Below are 22,110 nucleotides of genomic sequence, written 5' to 3' on the forward strand. Positions count from 1 at the left end.
CAATGGCTCCGTCCTGAACCTCACCACTCCCGGCGGCATGCTGGTTGTCCTTCCCAGCACCGACTAGCCTATTGTTTGGCCAGTATGTCCAATGCAGCGGCCGTCAAAGCTTCGCTGGCTGTCGCGATGACCTTTTCAGCATCTGGTGCCCAATAGGGTGAATGAAGCGAAGGGAGTTTGGCAATATCACCCTTTGCGGCATCCCACTTGTCTTGCGGAACACCGCCGACCCAAAAGATGAGGCTCTGGATCGATGTGTCGGTCAGATAGAAGACGCCAAAATCCTCGCTTGCCATTGACGCCTGCACCGGCTTCACGCGATCCGGACCAAAGCGATCGGTGAAGAGACGCGCCATCCGCATTGTGAGGTCATGCGTATTGAATGTTGCGTCGGCAGATTCCCCGTCTTTGGTCACAATCGGCATAAGATCGTCAGGCAAACCCGCAGCAATCGCTTCCCCACGCGAAATGCGCGAGATGCCATCCAGCAGATGCGCCCGCACTGCCGGTGAATAGGTTCGCACAGTCAGCTGCAGGTTGGCTTCATCCGAAATGATATTGCGCTTCGAACCGGAATGAAAGCTGCCGACCGTCACGACGGCTGTATCAAACGGACTTGTCTCGCGCGAGACAAGGGTCTGGAGCGAGGTCACAATACGGGCAGCCAGCACGATCGGATCCCGCGTCAGTTGCGGAACTGCGCCATGCCCGCCGACGCCGCGAACCTTGATGTCGATCCCGTCAACATTGGCGAGCGCAGGTCCATCGGTGTAGCCAATCACACCAGCCGGCAGCCCGGAATTGTCATGGAATGCTATCACGGTATCGGGCTTGGGGAAGCGTTTGAACAACCCGTCTTCAAGCATCTTCTTTACGCCTGCCACACGTTCTTCGGCGGGCTGGCCAATCATCACGAGCGTGCCAGACCATTGCGACTTCATCGCGGACAGCCGCCGGGCAGCGCCGATCCACGCCGTCATGTGGGTATCGTGTCCGCAGGCATGCATGACGCCCGTCTCCACCCCGCCTGCACCGATCGCCTTGACCTTGGAGGCAAACGGCAACCCCGTCTGCTCGGTGATCGGAAGGGCGTCCATATCTGCCCTGATAAGCAAGGTCGGGCCGGGCCCGTTGCGCATGACAGCAACGACGCCATGACCGCCAACTTCGGTCGTCGCCTCGAAGCCGAGCTTGCGCGCCTCGGCTGCCATGCGGGCCGAGGATTTGACCTCTTCAAAGCTCAGCTCCGGATTGGCATGAAGTTCCCGATATATCGCCATAAGCGATGGCATGTCCAAAGCCACAGCATCGCGGACGGTTTCTGCCGATGCGGGTGCGGCAGCCAGGACCGCTGCCAGCGCCAGGAATGCTTTCACGCGCTGGCCAATGTCATGCAACGCCGCTTTGGGCGGGGCGGTTGTTCGGAACGATGCTGTGCCGAGTCATTCGGCGCTTCAGCGACATCGCGTTCGCGCGCGGCCAGTGTCAGCATGGGCTTGCAGTCAGAAGATCTGGCGATTTGAGGGGGCTGCGTCGTCGCCACAGCCAGAACTGTCAGTAAGATCATGTCTCCACCCTTCATGATTCTGAATGCGGAAATCATAGGCGCACAAGGCGCAAACACCAAGTCAGGCTTGCGGTACCAATTCGATCACGTCCATGACAGATTCAAAATTGGGATAGGGCAGGATCAGCCGCCACCGATTAGGCCCGATCCTTTCAACCGCACCGGCCATGTCCCGCATTGCGTCACGGCCATAGTCCATAGGGCGCGTCTCATCACCCAACATCATAGTCCCAAGAAAAATCTGGCGGCGGTCATCGCAGGGAAAGATGAGACCGACCGGGCGCTGCGATCCTCCAATCTTTGCAAAGCTCATCACTTCGCCTTCATCCGCGACGGTACATGCGAATTCGGGGTATACGGTAAAGGCGGGCATGGCAGGAGACTTTGTCCCGAGCTTGATCACGCGGCAGCGATATTGCCCTGGCGCCGGTCCCGCCCCGCCCATCGCCGCGTCAGGATCGAGCAGGGCGCCTTCAATCGCAATATTGGCGCCATTGCCGCGCGCACGCGCGTTGTCCAACGCCTTTACGAATGCGGTGCGCCAGGACTTGATGCGATCCATGTCGGCAGGCGTGGCAACATGCTTCCAGTCGAGCGGCGTGATCGCGGAATCGCGGCCTGCCCAAGCTGGTCCACCTACTGCAATCAAACTGAACGCGACACTGATACAAACCCGTGCGGAGGACATGCGACCCTCTCTCCCTCGCTTACTGGATAGCAGGCGAGCGGGCCGCATCTAAGAGCCTATTGCGTGGTCCAGCCCCCATCGACCGCGAGATTTGCACCTGTGATCGCGCTTGCCCCTTCAGTGCAGAGAAAAACCGCCATCGCTGCGACCTGATCCGGCATGACAAACTTGCGCTGCGGAATGGCGGCCAGCAGGACATCGTTGAGCACCTGTTCGCGCGTCATGCCCCGCGTTCGCATCGTATCGGGGATCTGATTTTCAACCAGAGGCGTCCAGACATAGCCTGGCGAAATGACATTCACAGTGATGCCCTTTTCGGCGACTTCCATCGCCACGCCCCGGGTCAGGCCGAGTACCCCGTGTTTGGCAGCAATATAGGCGGACTTGTTCGGGCTGGCGACGCTGGCATGTGCGCTCGCTGTCGAGATGATACGACCCCAGCCTTTCGCCTTCATGTAAGGCAGGCAAGACCGGATCAAAAGGAAAGGTGCATCGACCATAATGGCCTGCATCTGCCGCCACTTGTCGACCGGAAACTCATCGACCGGACATACATGCTGGATGCCTGCATTGTTGATGAGGATGTCGACACCACCAAATTCGGCCGCACAGGCCTCCGCCATCGCTATGACCTGTTCGGCAATGGTCAGGTCGGCTCCATTGTGGATGGCACGCGCACCGCTTGATGCCGCGAGAGCAGCACATTGCTCCGCAATCGCTGTCGCGTCTCCAAATCCGTTGATCATCACATTGGCGCCTTCGGCGGCAAGCGCCGCCGCATAGGCCGCTCCGATGCCAGAAGTTGAACCGGTGACGAGCGCTGTCTTGCCTTTGAGGAACATGGATGGCCTTTCTTACTGGGCTTTGATCCATGCTCCAATCGCAGGGGCCAGCCGCGCACGCAAGTCCGCCCGAAAGTTGATCCGGGAGATGGCTGAATTTGCATCGCTGCGGGCGCTTGGCGGGAGTGCCTTCAAGGCAAAGGCCTGAACACGACCTGCAAGGGAACGATCACTGGACAGCCGGGCGAGTCGGACAATGAAGTTGGCCTTTGCACTTTCCTCGACGAGTGCATTCACCAGATCGGCATGAATGACGGCCCAATCGAAGGCCATTTCGGGATGCTCTTGAGCCACCGCAAAAATGATCAAGGTGCGCGTCGGCACCGGCGCTTCGTCGGTCAAGGCAAGCGTTAGTGCTTTCTGGGCAAGGCCCGGGTCGCGCGCACTTCCAAGCAAATAATAAAATTGCTGCCGCGCGACCGGCCCCGTTTCTGTCCTTGCTCGTTGGTGAAGCATTTCCCAGCGAGCCGCGTCCGCTTGATAGGCCCAGATATTGAGCGCTGCCTCACGGATCGACCCGGTCACCTGCGAATCGGTTTTGAGGGCGGCCTCGGCGTAACGCATTGCATCTCCAGCAACTGCTGCATCCCCCAAATGGCCCAAAGTTGGAATCAGCGTGTCCCGCAACAATGCCACGGCACTCGGCTCCCCAGGCTTGGCTTCCCAGCCGGTTCTGGCCAAAAGAGGTCGGAGGAGTTTTGCCGCGCGTTTGCGAAAGGCTATTTGGGCAGGCGACCCCTTCATCGCCTCATCCATTGCGCTCAGCCGGTGTGTCAAAAAGGTCCAGAGAAGGGGTGCCGCATCGATGGGCGTCGCCTCCAAAAGGTCGAAAAAGGCGTCGAACGATTGGTAGCCGCCCGATGCCAGCGCATAGCTGTCAGCGGCAATCCCGACTTGATCATCGAGCGAAATCGTCGCGAAGTTCTTTATCAACGACGCCAGATGCGCGGACGTATATTGTGTGCGGGTGTAGGCACTCTGTCCTGCATTGACGACAACAGGTCCGCAGCCTTCGATGCTGGCGGTACTCTGCTTTGCGCCGCTGACGGTCATTTCCTTCGTGGCTCCGCCCTGCCGAAGCCGGACCGGGACGATCCAATTCTGCGGAACCCTTGAGCCCACATCGAGCGCAAATCTGCCTTGGGTAAGCGGCAGCACTGCCTTGCCCGCAACACATTTGGGAATGCCCACCCTGATCAGGGGAACGCCGCCCTGCAGCGTGAAGCTGTGCATCATCGGCACCACCGGCTTGCCCGAAGTCGCCGCCACTTCGGTCCACAGTTGGTCCGTTACTGTATTTCCAAAGGCATGCTTCGCCATGTAGCGGCGCACGCCATCCCGGAATGCATCAGCACCAACCGATCCCTCAAGCATCCGGATCACTGCTGCTCCCTTCTGATAGGTGATTCCGTCAAACGCTTGCGAAATTTGCTCGACCGTTGCGATACGCTGAATGATCGGGTGCGTTGTCACCAGCGCATCCTGGCCAAGCGCACTTTGGCGTGAGCTCGCAAGTGATTGGGTAAGCTGTTGCCATTCAGGATTCAGATCATCCGCCGCCTTTGACGCCATCCAGGACGCAAAACCTTCGTTGAGCCAGAGATCGTCCCACCACGACATGGTGACGAGATCCCCGAACCACTGGTGCGCCATTTCGTGCGCAACGACGTCGAAGACGTCCTGTTTCTGGCCTTCGGTCTGGAGCTTGGGGTCAAGCAAAACCGTGCGTTCAAAATAAAGAATAGCTCCCCAATTTTCCATCGCACTAAAGAATTGGCTGGAACCCGGCGCCGCAATCATATCGAGCTTGGGAAGCGGATAGGGAGTCCCGAAATAATCGTTGTAGTAGGCGAGCAGCCGCTTCGCATTGGCAAGCGCAAAGTCACCCTGATCCGCAACGCCCTTGCGCGTGATGATGCCGATTTCAGTATTGCCGGCCATCACTGTCTTTCGATCAACGTCACCTATGCCGAGGAAGAGCAGATAGGTCGACATTTTGGGTGTTTCAGCAAAATGCCACAGTGTTCCGGCTGTCGTCTCTTCCTTTGACGCTACCGGCATGTTTGAAAAAGCTGTTTGTCCGGAAGGCGACAGCGCGGAGAGCCTGAACTTTGCCTTCAGCGCCGGCTCGTCCCACATCGGAGCAAACCGCCGGGCATCCGGCGCTTCGAACTGTGTAACAAGCATCCGTGCATCCTTCCCGTCGACCTCCTTGTAATCGACCGCAAAGAACCCCGCCGCGGACTGGTTGATCTTGCCCGACCAGGCCAGTTTGAGCACATGCCGCCCCTGACCCACTGGCTGGGCAAAGGTGAAGGACGCCGTCTGCGACGAAGCATCGACGCTGATCTTTCCTTGAACCGAACCGTCGAGCACGGCAGACGCGATGATCAAATCCGCAGCATTAAGCGTAAGCACGGTCGTCGGCGCCGCAACGTCGATGGAAATCGTCTCTTCGCCAGCAAAGGTGAGCTTCGTGGCATCAGGCGCAACACTGATATCATAGGCTATTGGCGTCACCCCTTGCGGAAGCCGCCCTGTCTCGGCACTCGCCATTCCTGCCTGCAATGAAACAGAAAGCAGAATCGAACCAAGCCGAACGAGAGAATTAAGGCGCATACGGGAACTGGCTCCAATGGAATAAGGGCAAGATGGGCTGACGTTCAAACCAGCTACCCGCCAGCGGCCCTTGCCGGATGCATCATTGCGCCAAGCGAAGGCCCGCAATTTCCGCTCGACGCCCCTTGCCGGAGACGCCATGATTGCCGAACGGAGTTGGTGGGAGTGTAGCCGATGCGACTGGACGATATGGACACATCGGATGTCGAGGTGGACGATCAGCGCGGGTCAGGTCGTGGCGGCTTCGGCTTTCCCATGGGCGGCGGGGGATTGCCGCTTGGCCGTCAAATGGGCTGCGGCACGCTTGCGCTGGTCATCATCGTCGCGTTGGTCTTTGGCGTGAATCCGATGCAGATTCTGGGCGGCGATATGGGCTCGTCGCCAACGCAGATTGCACCCCAGGGTCAGTCGAGCAGCGCTGGCAAGGGGTGCGATGCGGACGCGGCAAGCAAGTTTTCCTGCCAGACGCTCAAATCGACGACATTGACCTGGTCAAAACTCTTCCCCGACGGGCAATACCATCCACCGCACATCGCCTTTTACACCGGCGGCGGGCAATCCGGTTGCGGTGCTGCGCAATCGGCAATGGGGCCGTTTTATTGCCCTGCCGATGAAGGCGTCTATCTCGACACAGACTTCTATGGCGAACTCACACAGCGCTTCGGCGCTGCTGGAGATTTTGCGCAAGCCTATGTGATTGCCCATGAAGTCGGCCACCATGTGCAGAAACTGACCGGCGTTGCGGACAAGGTTCAGGCCGCCCACCAAAGCGCCAGTCGGACGCAAGGCAACAAGCTTCAGGTTGCAATGGAATTGCAAGCCGATTGCTATGCCGGCGTCTGGGCTGCACAGAACAGGGAAAGGATGGAACCCGGCGACGTCGAGGAAGGCCTGCGTGCTGCGCACCAGATTGGCGATGACGTGCTGCAGAAGGCATCACAGGGTGTTGTTGTGCCCGAGAGCTTCACCCATGGTTCGGCTGAGCAGCGGATGACCTGGCTCAAGAAGGGACTGGAAAGCGGCGACCCTGCACAATGCGACACATTTGGGCGATAAATCTGTGAAGATCGGAATCGTCGCCCCGTCCTGCACGCTTGATGCGACCATTCCTGCGCGCCTTGCGGACCTCGCCAAAGCATCGCTTGGAGACTTGGCGCCCGAATTCGTCATCCATCCTCAATGCTTCCTGTCGGAAGGCCATTTTGCAGGGCCAGACCAGGCGCGGATCGACGCGCTTGTGGAACTGGCCAATGATGCCTCCATCGATGCCATCTGGTTTGCCCGCGGAGGCTATGGCGCGTGCCGCGTGGCGGAACCGGCAATCCGGGCGATGGGGCCGGCGGCGCGCAACAAGCTCTACCTTGGTTACAGCGATGCAGGGTTCCTGCTTGCTGGCCTTTACGCGCGCGGCATCGGGCGTGTGGCGCACGGGCCGATGCCGTCAGACCTGAACCGGGATGGCGGTGAAGCGGCCGTGCTGCGGGGTCTCGACTGGCTCCTCAATCCGGCCAAGCCCACCGTGAGACTCGAGGCGCACAGCCAATTGCACCTCGCTCCGCCGTTGACGGGGCCTTTGAACACCTATGCCGCGTTCAACCTGACTGTGTTCAGCCAGCTTCTCGGAACGCCGCTCCAGCCTGACCTGACCGACCATATCCTCATGATCGAGGAGATTGGCGAGTATATGTACAGGATCGACCGGAGCCTGTTCCACATCACGTCGAACCCGCACGTGCGCAGGGTCGCAGGGATCAGCCTTGGGCGTTGCAGTGCCGTTCCGGACAATGACCCCGATTTTGTGCTCGATGAAGTGGCAATCACGAAACACTGGTGCGCTGTCTCGGGCATTCCCTGGCTTGGTCGCGCCGACATCGGCCATGACGCAGCCAATACGGTCGTGCCGTTCGGCTAGTTCCAGACCGACGGATGGCGATGTTTCCAGGGCGCTGCCTTTTCGATCGTCCGTGCAAGCTGGAGCAGGAGCGCTTCGGCTCCCAAACGACCGACGAACTGGATTCCGACGGGCAGGCCATCAGCAGTCATATGGAGCGGAAGGCCGATAGCGGGCTGTCCTGTTGCATTCTGGAGCGCAGTGAAGGGCACATAGTCGATGATTGGCGCAAAGCCCTTCATCGGATCGCGTTCACTGAAGTCGATTGTGCCAAGCGGAATGGGTGGCGTGGACAGGACCGGTGTGATCCAGATGTCATAGCGGTGATGCCAGGCAGCGACCGCACGGGCCAATGTCTGCATCTGATGGACAGCGGCCAGATATTGCGATGCGGTCACGGACTTTCCGGCCTCATAAAGCCCAAGCGTCAGCCCCTCGAGTGTCCTTGGTCCGGGCTTGGTTCCCGTCATTGCGGACAGCATGTCGACCTGCATGGCAAGTCCGCCTGTCCAGAGCGTCATGAAGGCGCCGATCATCTGCTCCTGCGCCACATTGGGAGAGGCCTCCTCGACCCGATGCCCCAGTTGCCGGCACAGTTTTGCAGCAGCCAAGGTGCCGGCCGTCACTTCGGGATGAAAAGGCGTGCCATCGAGGCGCGTGGTCGCAACGGCGATCCGCAGTTTTCCGGGTTCCTTGCGGCTCGCCGCCAGCCATGATTTGGGACCTTCGGGTGCAAAATAGGGATCGCCCAGCCCGGGGCCTGCTGTCACGTCCAGCATGGCCGCGCAATCGCGGACCGTTCTGCAGACGATGTGCTCGGCAGCCAACCCGCTCATCACATCCCCCACCAGCGGGCCCATTGGGTTGCGCGCGCGCGTCGGCTTGAGCCCGACCAGCCCGCAAGCAGAAGCCGGGATGCGGATCGATCCTCCGCCATCATTGGCATGCGCCATCGGCACCATGCCGGATGCGACCGCCGCCCCCGATCCACCGGATGACCCCCCGGTCGAATGCCCCACGTTCCAGGGATTGCGCGCAGGGCCGTACAGCTTGGATTCGGTCGTTGGCACCAGCCCGAATTCAGGGACATTTGTCTTGCCAAGCGGGATCAGACCCGCCGCAAGGTAACGATGAACCAGCTCCGACGTGATCGGGGACGGCATGTCCGGCGAAAGCCGGCTACCATCCCGGTTCGGCACGCCTTCCATATGGCCCATGATATCCTTGAGAAGAAAAGGCACGCCCTTGAACGGGCCATCGGGTAGCTTCTTTTTCGCCATGTCGCGCGCGCGTTCGAACATGGTCCAGACAATCGCATTGAGCGCCGGGTTATGCCGCTCGATCCGCTCAATGGCTGCATCGACGAGTTCGACAGGTTTGACCTCTTTTTTGTGAACCAGCTTGGCAAGGCCCAGCCCGTCATGTTTGGCGTAATCCGTTATTGCCACGTTCGAATCCCCTCCGGTTGTTTTGCAACAGGCTAGGCAGGGGACAAGCCAAAGACAATCCGCGACGGTCACCTCAGCAGCTTGCCTCTTTTCGCCCGTCCCGCCATAGGGGCGACCATGTCACAGATGTTCAGGATCACGCTTCCCGATGGCTCCGTGCGCGAAGTGGCGCCGGGCGCGACCCCTGCCGATATTGCGGCAGCCATTGGGCCGGGCCTTGCCAAGGCCACACTCGCTGCGCGCGTCAATGGGGAATTGCGGGATGCGGGGCGACCCTTTGAAAGCGATTCAAGCCTCGCGCTTGTTACGGCCAAGGATGAGAGCGATGCGCTCGAACTGGCCCGTCACGATTTTGCCCATGTACTGGCTGAAGCCGTGCAGAGCCTGTTTCCGGGCACGCAGATCACCTTTGGTCCGTCAACGGATGACGGCTTCTATTATGATTTTTCGCCATCGGATCGACCATTCACTGAAGATGATCTTCCGGCAATCGAAGCGGAAATGCGCCGCATCATCGCGGCTGACAAGCCCTTGCGCCGTGAGGTCTGGAGCCGGGCCGACCTGATTGCGCGCTGGCAAAAGGCAGGCGAAACCTTCAAGGCCGAATGGGCGGCAGAGCTACCCGAGGGCGAGGAACTGAGCGTCTACTGGTCAGGTGACGACTGGATGGACATGTGCCGCGGGCCGCATCTGGCCTCGACCGGCAAGCTCGATCCACAGGCCTTCAAGCTGACCCGCGTTTCGGGCGCCTATTGGCGCGGCGACCAGACCAAACCGCAGCTTTCGCGCATCTACGGCACAGGCTGGCTCAACAAGAAGCAGCTCGATGCGCATCTTGTCCGGCTGGAGGAAGCGGCGAAACGCGACCATCGCAAGATCGGGCAGGAAATGGACCTGTTCCACCTGCAGTCCGAAGCACATGGCTCGGTTTTCTGGCACCCGAACGGCTATATGGTCTGGCGCCAGCTTGAGGCTTACATGCGGCGCCGGATCGATGGCGGCGGATATGTCGAAGTCAAAACGCCCCAGATCATGGACGCACGCCAGTGGGAGCAGTCGGGCCACTGGGGCAAATATCGCGAAAACATGTTCATCGTCCCCGATGAGGTTCCGAATACCGAGGACGAAGGCCCGGTATTGACCGGCGAGGGCGACCTGATGGCGCTGAAGCCAATGAATTGCCCGGCGCATGTCCTGATCTTCCGTCAGGGCATCAAATCCTATCGCGACCTGCCGCTGCGCATGGCCGAAATGGGCTGCTGTCACAGGAACGAGCCGCATGGCGCGCTCCATGGAATCATGCGCGTCCGCCAATTCACGCAGGATGATGGCCACATTTTCTGCCGCGAAGACCAGATCGTGGAGGAGGTGCGGCTGTTCTGCGACCTGCTCGACAGTGTCTACAAGGATCTCGGCTTCGAGAACTACGCCATCAAGCTCGCGCTACGCCCCGAAAAGCGCTTCGGCACGGACGAGATGTGGGACAAGGCCGAAGCTGACCTGCGCAATGCGGTTGTCGCCACGGGCCGCGCGACGGAGGCCTATGGCTGGGAAGAACTTCCGGGCGAAGGTGCATTCTATTCGCCCAAGCTCGAGTTTCACCTGACCGACGCCATCGGACGAACCTGGCAGTGCGGCACGATCCAGCTCGACTACGTCCTGCCGGAACGGCTGGACGCGACCTATGTTGGCGAAGACGGCGCAAAACACCGGCCAGTCATGCTCCACCGCGCCATTCTGGGCACCTATGAGCGTTTCATTGGCATCCTGATCGAACACCATGCCGGGCGTTTCCCGGTCTGGCTCGCGCCCGTCCAGGCCGTAGTCGCAACCATCGTTTCAGATGCTGATGATTATGCCAAAGCCTGCGTCGAGAAGCTTAAGGCAGCTGGCATTCGGGTCGACATCGACCTTCGCAACGAGAAGATCAACTACAAGGTTCGGGAGCATTCGCTCGCGAAAGTCCCGCATCTGCTCGTGGTCGGGATGCGCGAAGCCGAAGAGGGCAAGGTAGCAATCCGCACGCTCGGTTCAGACGGTCAACGGATCATGAGCCTTGATGAGGCCATTGCCATGCTGAAGGCCGAAGCGACGCCTCCCGATCTCAGGGGATGAAAATGGGGCGGCTTATGTGCGCACTTGCGCTTGTGGCCGCCTCCCTCCCGATGTCTGTTTTGGCGAGCGGTGCAGACCCCGATCCGGTCGGGCACTACCGTGCTGCCGCAGGCCCCGATCTCGCGTCCGAACTGGTCATCGAAGCAAACGGACATTTCGAATATGTCCTCTACTATGGCGCGCTTGACGAACATGCAGCAGGGCATTGGACGCGCGCAGACGGCGGCATCCGGCTCTATACGGATCCCAAGCCGATCCCGGCCGCTTTTGCTTTGGACGCGCCCTCGAAGACCAGAGATGCCAAGTTTTCGCTGCTGGTCGCCTGGCCGGACGGTCGCGGAATAGCCGGGATCGATTTCAGGATCGGCTTCGCATCGGGCGACCCAATCAATGGCTACACCCAAGAAGACGGCTGGTCGCTTTCGCCCGATGAACCGCGAACGCCGGTGTGGATTGAGCTTGCCGAACCGATTCACGGCGTGGCTTCCCCGCGCTATCCGATCGACCTGGAAGCAGGCAACGCGCTTCATTTCACCCTTACCCCGAATGACATTGACGTTTTCGATTTTCAGGGAACGCCAGTCGATGTGGAAGACCGGGCGTTGGTCATGCATCGCAACGGCGGGGAACTGAGGTATGTCCGTGCAGCGCGTTAGGCTGCGTCGAAACACCAGATCGGACCGGTCCAGTGCGCGCTGTCCCCTTCGACGCAGGTGAGGCCGGAAACATTGGCTGCTGCAGCAATCGCTCGCGGCCAGAAGGACTTGGCTGCTGTATTTCGTGCGACCACAGCCACTTCCCACCGCCCGGGAAAAGCCTCAAGCACTTGCCGGAGCGCCTCTACACCAACGCCTCGACGACGGAACTGCCGGGCCACGAAAAATTCGCTCATATTGCGCTCGACAAAACCACCATCGCGATGGGAGTGATTATCGATCAGCATGAAACCCGCCACGCGGCGTTCATAGCGAATGGCAAAGGGAATTGCGCAGTCGTCCTGCCAAATATCGTCAATCCCAGGCAAATCCCCAAAGCGGCCATCAGGCCCGAAGTCGAAGTCTGTGTCCGAGATCGGACTCATCTCGGAAAAATCGTAGATATAGAATTGCGCCAATCCGTCGATCAGCGAACGATCAGACTCTGCAATCCTCTCGAGCGTCACTCGTTCCGAAATTGGCTGGCTATTCGGCAAAGACCGGCTTCCGCTTCTCCATTTCGGACATCACAGCTTCAATCTGGTTCGGTGTCCGTATCACCTTGACTTGTTCATCGCTCTCCGCCTGCAGGATTTCGGCATCGGTTGCATCTGCCAACATGTTGCACAGGCGCTTTGCGCCACGCACTGCATGGGGATTTTTCATTGAAATGACCTGCGCGAGCTCAAGCGCGCTCTGCAGAGGATCGTCCGAAACATGGGTGGCAAAGCCCATGGCCTTGGCTTCATGACCGTTGAACTGCCGGTTCGTGTAAATCATTTCCCGCAGCACATCATCTGCAACCTGCGTGCGCCAGAGCGCCATTCCAGCCACGTCAGGGACGAGACCCCACTTCATTTCCATGATCGCGATCCGCGTATCTGGATGGACAAAGCGGATGTCCGCTGCCGCCATGATCTGGCTGCCAGCGCCAAAGGCCACGCCATGCACGGCAGCAATGACCGGAACGGGAAGCTCACGCCATCCCCAGGCTGCATATTGCGCATTGTTGGCGATGCCGTTTGTCCGGTCAGCAAGTGTGCCCCCCGCGCTGCTTGCGCCCGGATCACGTTCCGCCTGAAGGCTCGAAAGGTCGAGCCCTGCGCAAAAGGCACGGCCCTCGCCAGACAGCACGACGACGCGCAATCCCGGCGTTGCCTTAAGCGTTTCGATGGCTTCGACAAGGGCAGCCCACATTGCAGCATCAAGCGCATTCATCTTGTCTGTGCGGATCAACCGGACATCGGCTATGCCCCCATCCAGCATGGTGATCGAAACGCGGTCCTTCATGCAGCACTCCTCTTCAATGCGGCCTCGACAATCGGCAGCTGGTCGTTGCCGAAATACATATCATCCCTATCGACAAACATCGTCGGTGAGCCATAGCCCCCGCGCGCGATCAGTTCGTCGGTATTGGCGCGCAGCCTGGCCTTGTTTTCATCGGTGACGGACGCCGCACGAATTGCCGCGCCGTTCAGTCCGGCAGAATTCGCAAACCGTTCAAGCGTATCTGGGTCATCCAGATTCTCCCCACCTCCGAAGAACCCCTCGAATGCGGCCCTCGCAAATGCGCGCAAAGCCTTCTGGTCACCCTCGAGTGCTGTGGCCATGCGCATGGCGTGCACGCTCTTTGCGGGATGATACTGATTGGGGAAATGCATTGTCACCCCGGCAAGCCGCGCCCAATCCTTCAGGACTTTCCAGCTGTGCCGGAAACGCGGGTTGTCCCCGCTTTCGCGCGCGGCATAGACCGCCGGATTGACGGCATTGAACACGCCACCCACAAGGATCGGTCGATATGTGATCGTCGCGCCGGCCCGCTCGACCACGCCCTCGACGTTGGCGAACGCGAGATAGGTCCAGGGGCTCGACAGGTCGAAAAAGAATTCAAGATGTGCCATTGTCAGCTTGCCGTCTGGCCATAGAAATTGAGCTCAAGCACCACGTCATTGGGATCGCGGAGAAATATCTGACTGAGTCCGATCGAGGCGATATGGTTTTTCGCATAATCAATGCCGCGGGCGTCGAGCCGCGCTTGCATTTCCTCGTAGCCCGAACAGTTGAGCGCGACGTGATGAATCGCGCCCGTCGGCCCGGCTGAGACTTCTCGATCATAGGCGCGCGGGCAATCCAGACTGTTGATGTGAACGACCGGCCGCCCCGCGTCGTCGTACATCCACTGGACCTGCGTCGGCGGGAGCGGAGGGGGACCATTGCGCCGATCCAGCCCCAGAACTTCGGCATAGAATGTTGCCGTAGCGTCGAGATCTGCGACAATGATATTGACGTGATCGATTGCATTGACCTTCATGGCATGTCCTTCAGCCGGCAGCCTTCTTCCAGTACTGGTCGCGCAGCAGCCTTTTGTAGAGCTTGCCGGTATCATGCCGCGGCAACTCCGCAAGGAAGTCGATCCGGCGCGGGATCTTGACGCCCGAGAGCTTTTCCCGGGCATAGGCGGTCAGCGTGTCGCGCAGATCGTCGCCAGCATCCGCCATGTCCACGGGCTGCACGACGGCAATGACTTCTTCACCCATTTCTTCATGCGGGCCACCGATGACAGCAACATCCTGCACGCGCGGATGCGTGACGAGATGGTTTTCGATTTCCTGCGGATAGATATTCACCCCACCCGAAATGATCATGAAGCTCTTGCGGTCGGTCAGGTAGAGATAGCCCTCTTCATCGACATAGCCAACATCGCCGAGCGTGGACCAGCCCCTCGAATTGCGGCTGGACGACGTCTTTTCGGCGTCTCCGTGATACTCGAACTTGTTTTCGCTTTCGAAAAAGATCGTCCCTTCGGTGCGCGGAGGCAATTCCGTCTCGCCATCCTCGCCCATGATGTGGATCACACCCATCACGGCCTTGCCAACAGATCCCTTGTGCGCGAGCCAGTCCTTCGAGCCGATGAAGGTCATGCCATTGCCCTCGGAACCGGCATAATATTCCTCGATGATCGGACCCCACCAGTTGATCATCGCCTCCTTGACGGGGATCGGACAGGGGGCGGCCGCATGGATCGCGCAGTCGAGCGTCGACAGATCATATTTCGACCGGACTTCTTCGGGCAGTTTCAACATGCGAATGAAGTGTGTCGGTACATATTGACCGCAGGTGACCTTGTATTTTTCGATCGCTGCAAGCACGCCTTCCGGATCGAATTTCTTCATCATCACGATAGTGCCGCCAATCTTCTGGACCGTCATCGACCAGCGAAGTGGTGCCGCATGATAGAGAGGCGCAGGAGACAGATAGATGCTGTCGGCACTGAATCGGTAAAGTCCCATTGCAAGCGCGATAAGCGGGTTCGTCTGGGCAATGGCCGGGTCTTCGGGCAATGGCACCCGAACGCCCTTCGGCCTTCCTGTCGTGCCCGAAGAATAGAGCATGTCGACGCCCGCACGTTCATCATCAATCGGCGTTGCGGGCATTTCGGCGATTGCATCTTCCCAACGTCCGTAACCTGTGATGTCTCCACCCAGCGCATATCGCTCAATCCCGGTTGAAAGCTTGGCCGCGAGCGGCGCGAGGCTTGCCGACATGACGAGCAGTTGCGATCCCGAATTCTCAAGGATGTAGTCCGCTTCGTCTGCCGTAAGCCTGGTGGACAGGCAGACATAACGCAGGCCCGACCGCTGCGCGCCCCAGGTCAGGGCGTAATAGGCTGGGGTGTTTTCAACCATGAAAGCCACCACATCCTCAACCTTGAGCCCGCGTGACCGGAAAAACTGGGCTACACGGTTTGAAGCTTCATCCAGTTGCCTGTAGGTCAGGGTTTCTCCGGTTTCTGCCAGGATCACGGCTGGCTTGTCTGGGTTCGTCCTGGCATGAATACTGGGATGCATGGGTCTTTAGGCTCCTGTCCGGTCAATCTGGTTTGCGAATCTCTCGCTCGCGTCCCGAAAACGATAGCAGCGATTGAGTTGCAGACCAGCACTGATCTTGGCTAGGGTGCCCTGATGGAAAACACACACCCGACAGGCGAATTCGATCCGGTGCAGATGATCCGGTTGATGAGCGGCAACGGTCACAACCGCCTTATAGGCGTCAAATATAATGCCCACGGCACGGGCTGGGCGGAGTTGCGTCTACCTTACAATTCGGCATTGGTCAGCGACGCAAGCACCGGCATTCTCGCCTCCGGCCCGATCTTCACGATGATGGATATGGCCACATCCATGTCGATCTGGCTCAAGAGCGGAAGGTTCCAGCCACAGGCGACGCTCGATCTGCGTATTGACTATCTTCGGCCTGCGGAACCCGGGAAGGACGTCTTCGGCCGCGGCGAATGCTATCACCTGACGCGCTCGATCGCTTTCGTTCGTGGCCAGGCGCATGATGGCGATCCGGATCGGCCCATCGCACATGTCGCGGGAACCTATATGTTCACGGCCGGCGCCTGATGGAAACCAATTCTCCTTTCGCCCGGACAATGGGCTTCGGCTCTGAACGGGACAGCGAGGGTCGCCTTGTGCTGACCATGGCCTTTGAAACCAACAAGATGGGGCGGCCCGGCTTCCTCCATGGTGGGGCCATTGCCGGGATGCTTGAGGCCGTCGCCTTCACGACCTTGGCAGAAGCGCTGGATGCCGATGACAATGCCCGCATCAAGCCCATCAATGTAACGGTCAACTATCTGCGCGGCGGGCGCGATGCCCTGACCCGGGCACGTGCAACGATCGAACGACTGGGCAGGCGGGTCGCCAATGTGGAGGCCATTGCCTGGCAGGACGATCCTGAAAATCCTATCGCCATTGCCCAGATGAACCTGATGCTCCAGCGCGACTAAGCCTGATTATTCGGCAGCCACGGCCTCCTCGGGCTCTTTCCAGACCAGCACGGGCTTTCTGGCCGCCAGCGTTTCATCAAGACGGCGTCGCGGCGCATAATGCGGGGCAGACTTGAGCAAAGGATCGCCTTGCTTTGCCCGCATGGCCACAGAGCGGAGAGCGCCGATGAACTGGTCAAGCGCTGCCTTGCTCTCGGTCTCGGTCGGCTCGATGAGCATTGCACCGTGCACGACAAGCGGGAAATACATTGTCATCGGATGATAACCCTCATCGATGAGTGCCTTGGCGATATCCAGCGTCGTGAAACCCTCTGCCAAGCCGCCATCCGAAAAAAGTGCTTCATGCATGCACGGTCCGGTATGCCCAAAAGGCGCATCAAGGACATCGTCGAGCGAACGCAGGACATAGTTTGCATTGAGCACCGCATCCTCGGCAACCTGCCGCAATCCGTCCGCACCGTGTGACAGGATGTAGGCGAGCGCGCGGGTGTACATGCCCATTTGCCCGTGAAAGGCCGTCATCCGGCCAAAGGACTTGCCCTGCCGTTCGTCAACTGTCTCTTCCTCGATCAGCAGAAATGTGTCGCCCTGCCGTTCGACATAGGGAAGCGGCGCGAAGGGCGCGAGGGCTTCGGACAGCACAACCGGTCCCGATCCAGGGCCGCCGCCGCCGTGCGGTGTGCTGAATGTCTTGTGCAGATTGATGTGCATTGCATCGATGCCGAGATCGCCCGGGCGGACCCGACCGACGATGGCGTTGAAATTGGCCCCGTCGCAATAGACAAAAGCACCTGCCGCATGAACCGCCGCCGAGAGCGCTTTCATGTCGCGCTCGAACAGGCCGCAGGTGTTCGGATTGGTGATCATCACCCCGGCCACATCGGGGCCAAGCCGCGCCGAAAGCGCCGCAAGATCGACGCGCCCCTCGCTGGTCGCGGGAATGCTCTCGACCGCATAGCCGGCAAAGGCTGCCGTCGCCGGATTTGTGCCATGCGCACTTTCCGGCACAAGGATTGTCGAACGGGCATCGCCGCGCGCTTCAAGAGCTGCACGGATGGCAAGGATGCCGCACAATTCGCCGTGCGCGCCTGCCTTGGGAGACATGGCAACAGCCTTCATCCCCGTCAGTGTAACCAGCCAATGCGCCAATTCGTGGATCACGGCCAGCGCACCCTGGACAGTCTCGCGCGGCGCGAGCGGGTGAATATCGGCAAAACCCTTCATCCGCGCGACCTTCTCATTCAGCCGCGGATTGTGCTTCATCGTGCAAGACCCAAGCGGGAAAAGACCGAGGTCAATCGCATAATTCTGCCGGGAAAGCCGTGTGTAATGCCGCACGGTTTCCGGTTCGGAGAGTCCGGGAATTCCAATGGGACGATGGCGCTCAAGGCCTGCAAGTCGCGATTTGACCGCGGGCGGCGCGGCAATGTCCACGCCGGTTGTTTTACTGTCGCCAATTTCGAAGATCAGCGCCTCTTCAAGCATGAGCGCACGATTACCAGTGTATGTTCCGGCGCTTTCGGCTACTGCTGCGCCCACTTCCGGGCGCCATCCGCTTGCATTGATCGTCATGCCAGCACCTCCTCAAGCGCAATGGCAAAAGCCTCTATGTCCTCAGGCGTCACCACTTCGGTCACCGCAACGACGAGCCCCTTCTCGAGCACAGGATTGCCCGGGTACAGTCGGCCAAGCGATACGCCGCCGAGGACCTTGCGATCCGCCAGCGCGCGAACAACCGGTCGCGCCTCCTTGGGCAGTTTCAAGGTGAATTCGTTGAAAAAGCTCTCATTGACGAGTGACACACCCGGCACCTTCTCAAGTCGCTCGGCCGCCTTGACCGCATGTGCATGGTTGAGCGCCGCCAGGTCGCGGAGACCACGCTCACCAAGCAGCGTCATATGAATCGAAAAGGCCAACGCGCAGAGTCCGGCATTGGTGCAGATGTTCGACGTCGCCTTTTCACGCCGGATATGCTGTTCGCGCGTGGAAAGCGTCAACACGAACCCGCGCTTTCCTTCTGCATCGACCGTTTCGCCGCATAGTCGGCCAGGCATCTGGCGAACGAATTTCTCCTTGCAGGCAAACAGCCCCACATAAGGCCCACCAAACTGGAGACCTACCCCGATCGACTGGCCTTCGCCGACCACGATATCGGCACCCATTTCACCGGGCGATCGAATGGTGCCAAGGGCCACCGGTTCGGTGACTACAGCCACAAGCAAGGCGCCCTGCTCATGCGCCTTGGCGGCAATGGCCGACAGATCCTCAATACGGCCGAGAATGTCGGGATATTGGACGACAACACAGCTTGTGTCCGCGTCGATGGCGGCGAGCAATTGTACGCTGTCCGTCTCTGCCGAAAGCTCGGGTGCCGACGTCATCAACTGGTCGCCCGTGAACTTCGCCATTGTCTTCGCAAGACTCACATAATGGGGATGTAGCCCTGACGAGAGGATTGCCTTCGTCCGCTTGGTCACGCGCGCAGCCATGGTGATCGCCTCCCAGCAGGCCGTCGAGCCGTCATACATCGAGGCATTGGCCACATCGCAGCCGTAAAGCCGCGCAACCTGGGTCTGGAATTCGAACAGCATCTGCAGCGTGCCCTGCGCGATTTCCGGCTGATAGGGCGTGTAGGCAGTCAGGAACTCGCCGCGCTGGATCAGGTGATCGACACTTGCAGGGATATGATGCTTGTAGGCGCCGCAACCCAGAAAGAAGGGATGATGTCCGGCCGCCATATTCTGCCGCGCCAGCGCCGAGAAGTGCCGCTCGACCGCCATTTCGCTTGCATGTCCGGGAAGATTGGCAATCGGGCCAGAGAGACGGGCTTCGGCCGGGACATCAACGAACAGGTCATCGATACTGGCCGCGCCGATTGTTGCGAGCATCGCTTGCCGGTCTTCCGGCGTCAGAGGAAGGTAGCGCATCAAAGACCGTTCACATACGCCTTGTAGGCAGCTTCATCCATCAGTCCATCAAGCTCCGAAGGGTCGGACAGGGTGAGCTTGAAGAACCAGCCATCACCTTCGGGGTCCGAATTGACGAGCGCCGGATCTCCTTCGAGAGCACCGTTGCCTTCAATAACCGTGCCCGAAACCGGCGCATAGACATCGGACGCTGCCTTCACTGATTCCACGACTGCGGCATCGCCACCCTTCTTCACCTGAGTTCCGGCGTCAGGCACTTCGACAAAGACGATATCGCCCAGCTGGCCTTGCGCATAATCGGTGATCCCGACTGTCGCGGACGTGCCGTCAACATCGATCCATTCATGCTCATCGGTAAAATAACGGGTCATTGGACAGCTCCTCTGCGGACGTAATTATGGGGAACGAAGGGCATTCTGGTGACGATCAAGCCAATCCGCTTGCCACGGACTTCGGCTTCCAGCGCGGTCCCGGGTGCTGATTGCGCGGTCGCAACAAAGCCGATGGCAATCGGGGCCTGCACGCTTGGCGCAAACCCGCCGGACGTGACGGTGCCGACCTGAGTGGACCCCGAAAAGATCGGCGCGCCTTCGCGCACCGGCTGCCGCCCGTCGACCATAAAGCCGATACGCTTGGTCGATGCTCCGTCTTTCAGCGTCTGCAGGATTGGCTCGCTGCCGGGGAACCCGCCTTCGGTGCGGCGGCGCTTCGATATGGCAAAACCAAGGCCCGCGGCGATCGGGCTCGTCGCTTCATCAAGATCGTGCCCATAGAGCGGCAAACCCGCTTCGAGGCGAAGGGAGTCGCGGGCACCGAGCCCGATCGGCTTGACTTCGGGTTGCGCAAGCAATGCATCGGCCAGCGCCGCAACGGCTTCGGCGGGCACGGAGATTTCGAATCCGTCTTCTCCGGTATAGCCAGACCGGCTGATCCAAAGCGGTTCGTGGCCCCAAAGGAAGCTGCCCGCTTCCATGAAGAAGAGTCTCCCGACACCGGGCACGACACGCGCGAGTGCCTCGATGGCCTTGGGGCCCTGAAGCGCCAGCAACGCGCGGTCTTCCATATGGTTGAGCGTGATCTCGTCGGGCAGGAACTCACGCAAATGTCCGATGTCGTCCCATTTCACAGCCCCGTTGACGACAGCATAGATGCCCATCGGCGTCTTCGTGATCATCAGGTCATCAAGAATGCCGCCCGCATCGTTGAGGAGCAGGGAATAGCGCATTTGTCCCTCGCTCAGGCCTTTGACGTCTGCGGGAATCAGGGCTTCCAGCGCTTCTTCCACGCCGTCACCCGCCAGCATCAACTGCCCCATGTGCGACACATCGAACAGGCCCGCGCTTTCGCGCGTCCACAGATGTTCGGCCATGATGCCTTCATACTGGATCGGCATCGCATAGCCCGCAAACGGAACCATCCGCGCACCGAGTGCGCGGTGCCAGTCTCCGAGCGGCAATTCGAGGATTTCGGCTTCGTCTTCGCTCATCACCGGCTCCGTTGCAAAAGATCACAGCACGACCATGCCGTTGCATGATCCTGCTGCCCCCTCTGTCACGGAACCTGAGAGCTTTCCCCCGGGGTTGCCCGGGATTACCCCTTCGGTGGAGCCCGAAATCCGGACTCGCTTTCCAGAGTGTCGCAAAGACTGCAGCGGTCCTTTTGCCTGAGAGATTCCGGGGCGGTTGCTCCTTCGGCGATCGGGCTTCCCCGATACTCTCCCGCTTTGCCAGCGACACGACGGCCAATGGCTGCAGGCGCAGCCAGTGTCAATCGCTCATTGCCATTAGTCGCTAGCCCGCGACGTCGGTAATTGCGTCACCGCGTCGCGTTGTACTGCAGCTGGCCTTGAGTCAGCTGGAAGCCCACGAGCAGTTCGAAGCTCGCGCGCGAAACGGCTTCGCGAACCTGCGGATCTGCCATCGGATCGATCGCTGCGTCGGTATCGCCAGCCTTGCGCTTGCGGGTAATGCGTTCCTGAACGTCCGCCGGCAGCGTCACGGCCGCGCGGTTCACGTATGCGGTTGCGCCACCTTTGGTTTCGGCGCGCAATTCACCGTCATTGAAATGAATCGACACGCGGCTGATACGCTTCGAAACAACGACGCGACCGCCCTGCACCACGGTCGCGAAATAGGGAAGGACGACATCGCGCGCGCCGCTAGCGTTGGTGCGTCTGGCCTGCACGTCAAAGCTGGCTGTCACGACCACATCCTCGCCGGAATCCGCGCAGCTGGAACGGACGTTCGTAATATCGGCCACTACATCAATAGCGCGCGAATCGAGGCTCGCAGGCGGATCGAACAGAGTGATATCCGCCGTATGGGAAGGCACGGCCACGGCGGGACAGGCGCTACGCTTGATGATGATGCCTCCGGATGAGTCAAATTCGCCCTGGCGCGCACACCCTGCGAGCAACAAGCCGCAAGCGGCGACAGCAAAAATCGGGTTGCGAAACGACACAGGCATCATCCTTGAACAGGTACGGTTGCCGCGCGGTATAGGAAGCGGCTTTCCCGGCTGCAAGCA

Annotated in this window: 22 protein-coding genes and 1 riboswitch; of the genes, 6 read left to right on the forward strand and 16 right to left on the reverse strand. The window is 59.8% G+C overall.

The window, feature by feature from the left end:
- Nucleotides 1-68: 68 nt before the first annotated feature.
- From K0O24_RS01205 to K0O24_RS01225, 5 genes are all read right to left on the reverse strand, one after another.
- Nucleotides 69-1,376, reverse strand: a complete 1,308-nt coding sequence (locus K0O24_RS01205) for an amidohydrolase (protein WP_246611086.1) — start codon at nucleotides 1,374-1,376, stop codon at nucleotides 69-71.
- Nucleotides 1,373-1,567 (reverse strand): hypothetical protein, encoded by a 195-nt coding sequence (locus tag K0O24_RS01210; protein WP_219894027.1) that lies wholly within the window; start codon nucleotides 1,565-1,567, stop codon nucleotides 1,373-1,375. The genes K0O24_RS01205 and K0O24_RS01210 overlap by 4 nt, the downstream gene beginning before the upstream one ends.
- A 61-nt stretch (nucleotides 1,568-1,628) precedes the next feature.
- Nucleotides 1,629-2,255 carry a DUF4893 domain-containing protein gene (locus tag K0O24_RS01215; protein ID WP_219894028.1) on the reverse strand — a complete coding sequence of 209 codons (627 nt, stop codon included), beginning with the start codon at nucleotides 2,253-2,255 and terminating at the stop codon, nucleotides 1,629-1,631.
- Nucleotides 2,256-2,311: 56 nt separating this feature from the next.
- Nucleotides 2,312-3,097, reverse strand: coding sequence for a 3-hydroxybutyrate dehydrogenase (locus K0O24_RS01220; RefSeq protein ID WP_219894029.1), 786 nt, complete (start codon nucleotides 3,095-3,097; stop codon nucleotides 2,312-2,314).
- A gap of 12 nt (nucleotides 3,098-3,109) precedes the next feature.
- Nucleotides 3,110-5,716 carry a M1 family metallopeptidase gene (locus K0O24_RS01225; protein ID WP_246611087.1) on the reverse strand — a complete coding sequence of 869 codons (2,607 nt, stop codon included), beginning with the start codon at nucleotides 5,714-5,716 and terminating at the stop codon, nucleotides 3,110-3,112.
- A gap of 174 nt (nucleotides 5,717-5,890) precedes the next feature.
- Here K0O24_RS01225 and ypfJ point away from each other — a divergent pair, with 174 nt between their 5' ends.
- Both ypfJ and K0O24_RS01235 read left to right on the forward strand, forming a co-directional pair.
- Nucleotides 5,891-6,772, forward strand: a complete 882-nt coding sequence (ypfJ, locus tag K0O24_RS01230) for a KPN_02809 family neutral zinc metallopeptidase (RefSeq protein ID WP_219894030.1) — start codon at nucleotides 5,891-5,893, stop codon at nucleotides 6,770-6,772.
- Between the two features lie 4 nt (nucleotides 6,773-6,776).
- Complete coding sequence (locus tag K0O24_RS01235) at nucleotides 6,777-7,628, forward strand: LD-carboxypeptidase (RefSeq protein ID WP_219894031.1); 852 nt, start codon at nucleotides 6,777-6,779, stop codon at nucleotides 7,626-7,628.
- Here K0O24_RS01235 and K0O24_RS01240 read toward each other — a convergent pair.
- Nucleotides 7,625-9,055 carry an amidase gene (locus K0O24_RS01240; protein WP_219894032.1) on the reverse strand — a complete coding sequence of 477 codons (1,431 nt, stop codon included), beginning with the start codon at nucleotides 9,053-9,055 and terminating at the stop codon, nucleotides 7,625-7,627. The two genes, K0O24_RS01235 and K0O24_RS01240, sit on opposite strands and share 4 nt — an antisense overlap.
- Nucleotides 9,056-9,172: 117 nt before the next feature.
- Here K0O24_RS01240 and thrS point away from each other — a divergent pair, with 117 nt between their 5' ends.
- Nucleotides 9,173-11,170: a threonine--tRNA ligase gene (thrS, locus tag K0O24_RS01245; protein ID WP_219894033.1), complete on the forward strand. Its 1,998-nt coding sequence runs from the start codon at nucleotides 9,173-9,175 to the stop codon at nucleotides 11,168-11,170.
- 2 nt (nucleotides 11,171-11,172) lie between these two features.
- On the forward strand, nucleotides 11,173-11,826 hold the full coding sequence (locus K0O24_RS01250) for a hypothetical protein (RefSeq protein WP_219894034.1): 654 nt from the start codon (nucleotides 11,173-11,175) through the stop codon (nucleotides 11,824-11,826).
- Here the strand turns inward: K0O24_RS01250 and K0O24_RS01255 are convergent.
- From K0O24_RS01255 to K0O24_RS01275, 5 genes are read right to left on the reverse strand one after another with little or no spacing between them, the layout of a single operon-like run.
- Entirely contained in the window at nucleotides 11,823-12,332 is a 510-nt protein-coding gene (locus tag K0O24_RS01255; protein WP_219894035.1) for a GNAT family N-acetyltransferase, read from the reverse strand. The genes K0O24_RS01250 and K0O24_RS01255 overlap by 4 nt on opposite strands.
- Nucleotides 12,333-12,351: 19 nt before the next feature.
- The gene (locus K0O24_RS01260) at nucleotides 12,352-13,155 is read right to left on the reverse strand and encodes a crotonase/enoyl-CoA hydratase family protein (protein WP_219894036.1); all 804 of its coding nucleotides are present in this window, start codon (nucleotides 13,153-13,155) and stop codon (nucleotides 12,352-12,354) included.
- The gene (locus K0O24_RS01265) at nucleotides 13,152-13,766 is read right to left on the reverse strand and encodes a 2-hydroxychromene-2-carboxylate isomerase (protein WP_219894037.1); all 615 of its coding nucleotides are present in this window, start codon (nucleotides 13,764-13,766) and stop codon (nucleotides 13,152-13,154) included. The genes K0O24_RS01260 and K0O24_RS01265 overlap by 4 nt, the downstream gene beginning before the upstream one ends.
- A gap of 2 nt (nucleotides 13,767-13,768) precedes the next feature.
- Nucleotides 13,769-14,176 (reverse strand): VOC family protein, encoded by a 408-nt coding sequence (locus tag K0O24_RS01270; protein ID WP_219894038.1) that lies wholly within the window; start codon nucleotides 14,174-14,176, stop codon nucleotides 13,769-13,771.
- Nucleotides 14,177-14,186: 10 nt separating this feature from the next.
- Nucleotides 14,187-15,713 (reverse strand): acyl-CoA synthetase, encoded by a 1,527-nt coding sequence (locus K0O24_RS01275; protein ID WP_219894039.1) that lies wholly within the window; start codon nucleotides 15,711-15,713, stop codon nucleotides 14,187-14,189.
- Between the two features lie 114 nt (nucleotides 15,714-15,827).
- Between K0O24_RS01275 and K0O24_RS01280 the strand changes: the two genes are divergently transcribed.
- Nucleotides 15,828-16,271 carry a PaaI family thioesterase gene (locus tag K0O24_RS01280; RefSeq protein WP_219894040.1) on the forward strand — a complete coding sequence of 148 codons (444 nt, stop codon included), beginning with the start codon at nucleotides 15,828-15,830 and terminating at the stop codon, nucleotides 16,269-16,271.
- Nucleotides 16,271-16,657: a PaaI family thioesterase gene (locus tag K0O24_RS01285; RefSeq protein WP_246611088.1), complete on the forward strand. Its 387-nt coding sequence runs from the start codon at nucleotides 16,271-16,273 to the stop codon at nucleotides 16,655-16,657. The genes K0O24_RS01280 and K0O24_RS01285 overlap by 1 nt, the downstream gene beginning before the upstream one ends.
- 6 nt (nucleotides 16,658-16,663) lie before the next feature.
- Here K0O24_RS01285 and gcvPB read toward each other — a convergent pair whose 3' ends face one another.
- From gcvPB to K0O24_RS01310, 5 genes are all read right to left on the reverse strand, one after another.
- Nucleotides 16,664-18,229: an aminomethyl-transferring glycine dehydrogenase subunit GcvPB gene (gene gcvPB / locus K0O24_RS01290; RefSeq protein ID WP_219894041.1), complete on the reverse strand. Its 1,566-nt coding sequence runs from the start codon at nucleotides 18,227-18,229 to the stop codon at nucleotides 16,664-16,666.
- On the reverse strand, nucleotides 18,226-19,584 hold the full coding sequence (gene gcvPA / locus K0O24_RS01295) for an aminomethyl-transferring glycine dehydrogenase subunit GcvPA (RefSeq protein ID WP_219894042.1): 1,359 nt from the start codon (nucleotides 19,582-19,584) through the stop codon (nucleotides 18,226-18,228). The genes gcvPB and gcvPA overlap by 4 nt, the downstream gene beginning before the upstream one ends.
- Nucleotides 19,584-19,955: a glycine cleavage system protein GcvH gene (gcvH, locus tag K0O24_RS01300; RefSeq protein ID WP_219894043.1), complete on the reverse strand. Its 372-nt coding sequence runs from the start codon at nucleotides 19,953-19,955 to the stop codon at nucleotides 19,584-19,586. The genes gcvPA and gcvH overlap by 1 nt, the downstream gene beginning before the upstream one ends.
- On the reverse strand, nucleotides 19,952-21,070 hold the full coding sequence (gene gcvT / locus K0O24_RS01305) for a glycine cleavage system aminomethyltransferase GcvT (RefSeq protein WP_219894044.1): 1,119 nt from the start codon (nucleotides 21,068-21,070) through the stop codon (nucleotides 19,952-19,954). Before gcvT ends, gcvH begins: the two co-directional genes overlap by 4 nt.
- Before the next feature lie 155 nt (nucleotides 21,071-21,225).
- Nucleotides 21,226-21,315, reverse strand: a riboswitch (glycine riboswitch).
- 84 nt (nucleotides 21,316-21,399) lie between these two features.
- On the reverse strand, nucleotides 21,400-22,053 hold the full coding sequence (locus K0O24_RS01310) for a hypothetical protein (protein ID WP_246611089.1): 654 nt from the start codon (nucleotides 22,051-22,053) through the stop codon (nucleotides 21,400-21,402).
- Between the last annotated feature and the right edge of the window lie 57 nt (nucleotides 22,054-22,110).

This window comes from Aquisediminimonas profunda, from assembly GCF_019443285.1.
Classification (GTDB): Bacteria; Pseudomonadota; Alphaproteobacteria; order Sphingomonadales; family Sphingomonadaceae; genus Aquisediminimonas; species Aquisediminimonas profunda.

Excerpts from the sequence above, each read along its gene's own strand:
- K0O24_RS01210 (WP_219894027.1), bottom strand. The coding sequence starts at position 1,567 with ATGATCTTACTGACAGTTCTGGCTGTGGCGACGACGCAGCCCCCTCAA.
- K0O24_RS01215 (WP_219894028.1), bottom strand. The coding sequence starts at position 2,255 with ATGTCCTCCGCACGGGTTTGTATCAGTGTCGCGTTCAGTTTGATTGCA.
- K0O24_RS01220 (WP_219894029.1), bottom strand. The coding sequence starts at position 3,097 with ATGTTCCTCAAAGGCAAGACAGCGCTCGTCACCGGTTCAACTTCTGGC.
- K0O24_RS01225 (WP_246611087.1), bottom strand. The coding sequence starts at position 5,716 with ATGCGCCTTAATTCTCTCGTTCGGCTTGGTTCGATTCTGCTTTCTGTT.
- ypfJ (WP_219894030.1), top strand. The coding sequence starts at position 5,891 with ATGCGACTGGACGATATGGACACATCGGATGTCGAGGTGGACGATCAG.
- thrS (WP_219894033.1), top strand. The coding sequence starts at position 9,173 with ATGTCACAGATGTTCAGGATCACGCTTCCCGATGGCTCCGTGCGCGAA.
- K0O24_RS01250 (WP_219894034.1), top strand. The coding sequence starts at position 11,173 with ATGGGGCGGCTTATGTGCGCACTTGCGCTTGTGGCCGCCTCCCTCCCG.
- K0O24_RS01260 (WP_219894036.1), bottom strand. The coding sequence starts at position 13,155 with ATGAAGGACCGCGTTTCGATCACCATGCTGGATGGGGGCATAGCCGAT.
- K0O24_RS01265 (WP_219894037.1), bottom strand. The coding sequence starts at position 13,766 with ATGGCACATCTTGAATTCTTTTTCGACCTGTCGAGCCCCTGGACCTAT.
- K0O24_RS01270 (WP_219894038.1), bottom strand. The coding sequence starts at position 14,176 with ATGAAGGTCAATGCAATCGATCACGTCAATATCATTGTCGCAGATCTC.
- K0O24_RS01275 (WP_219894039.1), bottom strand. The coding sequence starts at position 15,713 with ATGCATCCCAGTATTCATGCCAGGACGAACCCAGACAAGCCAGCCGTG.
- K0O24_RS01280 (WP_219894040.1), top strand. The coding sequence starts at position 15,828 with ATGGAAAACACACACCCGACAGGCGAATTCGATCCGGTGCAGATGATC.
- K0O24_RS01285 (WP_246611088.1), top strand. The coding sequence starts at position 16,271 with ATGGAAACCAATTCTCCTTTCGCCCGGACAATGGGCTTCGGCTCTGAA.
- gcvPB (WP_219894041.1), bottom strand. The coding sequence starts at position 18,229 with ATGACGATCAATGCAAGCGGATGGCGCCCGGAAGTGGGCGCAGCAGTA.
- gcvPA (WP_219894042.1), bottom strand. The coding sequence starts at position 19,584 with ATGCGCTACCTTCCTCTGACGCCGGAAGACCGGCAAGCGATGCTCGCA.
- gcvH (WP_219894043.1), bottom strand. The coding sequence starts at position 19,955 with ATGACCCGTTATTTTACCGATGAGCATGAATGGATCGATGTTGACGGC.
- gcvT (WP_219894044.1), bottom strand. The coding sequence starts at position 21,070 with ATGAGCGAAGACGAAGCCGAAATCCTCGAATTGCCGCTCGGAGACTGG.
- K0O24_RS01310 (WP_246611089.1), bottom strand. The coding sequence starts at position 22,053 with ATGATGCCTGTGTCGTTTCGCAACCCGATTTTTGCTGTCGCCGCTTGC.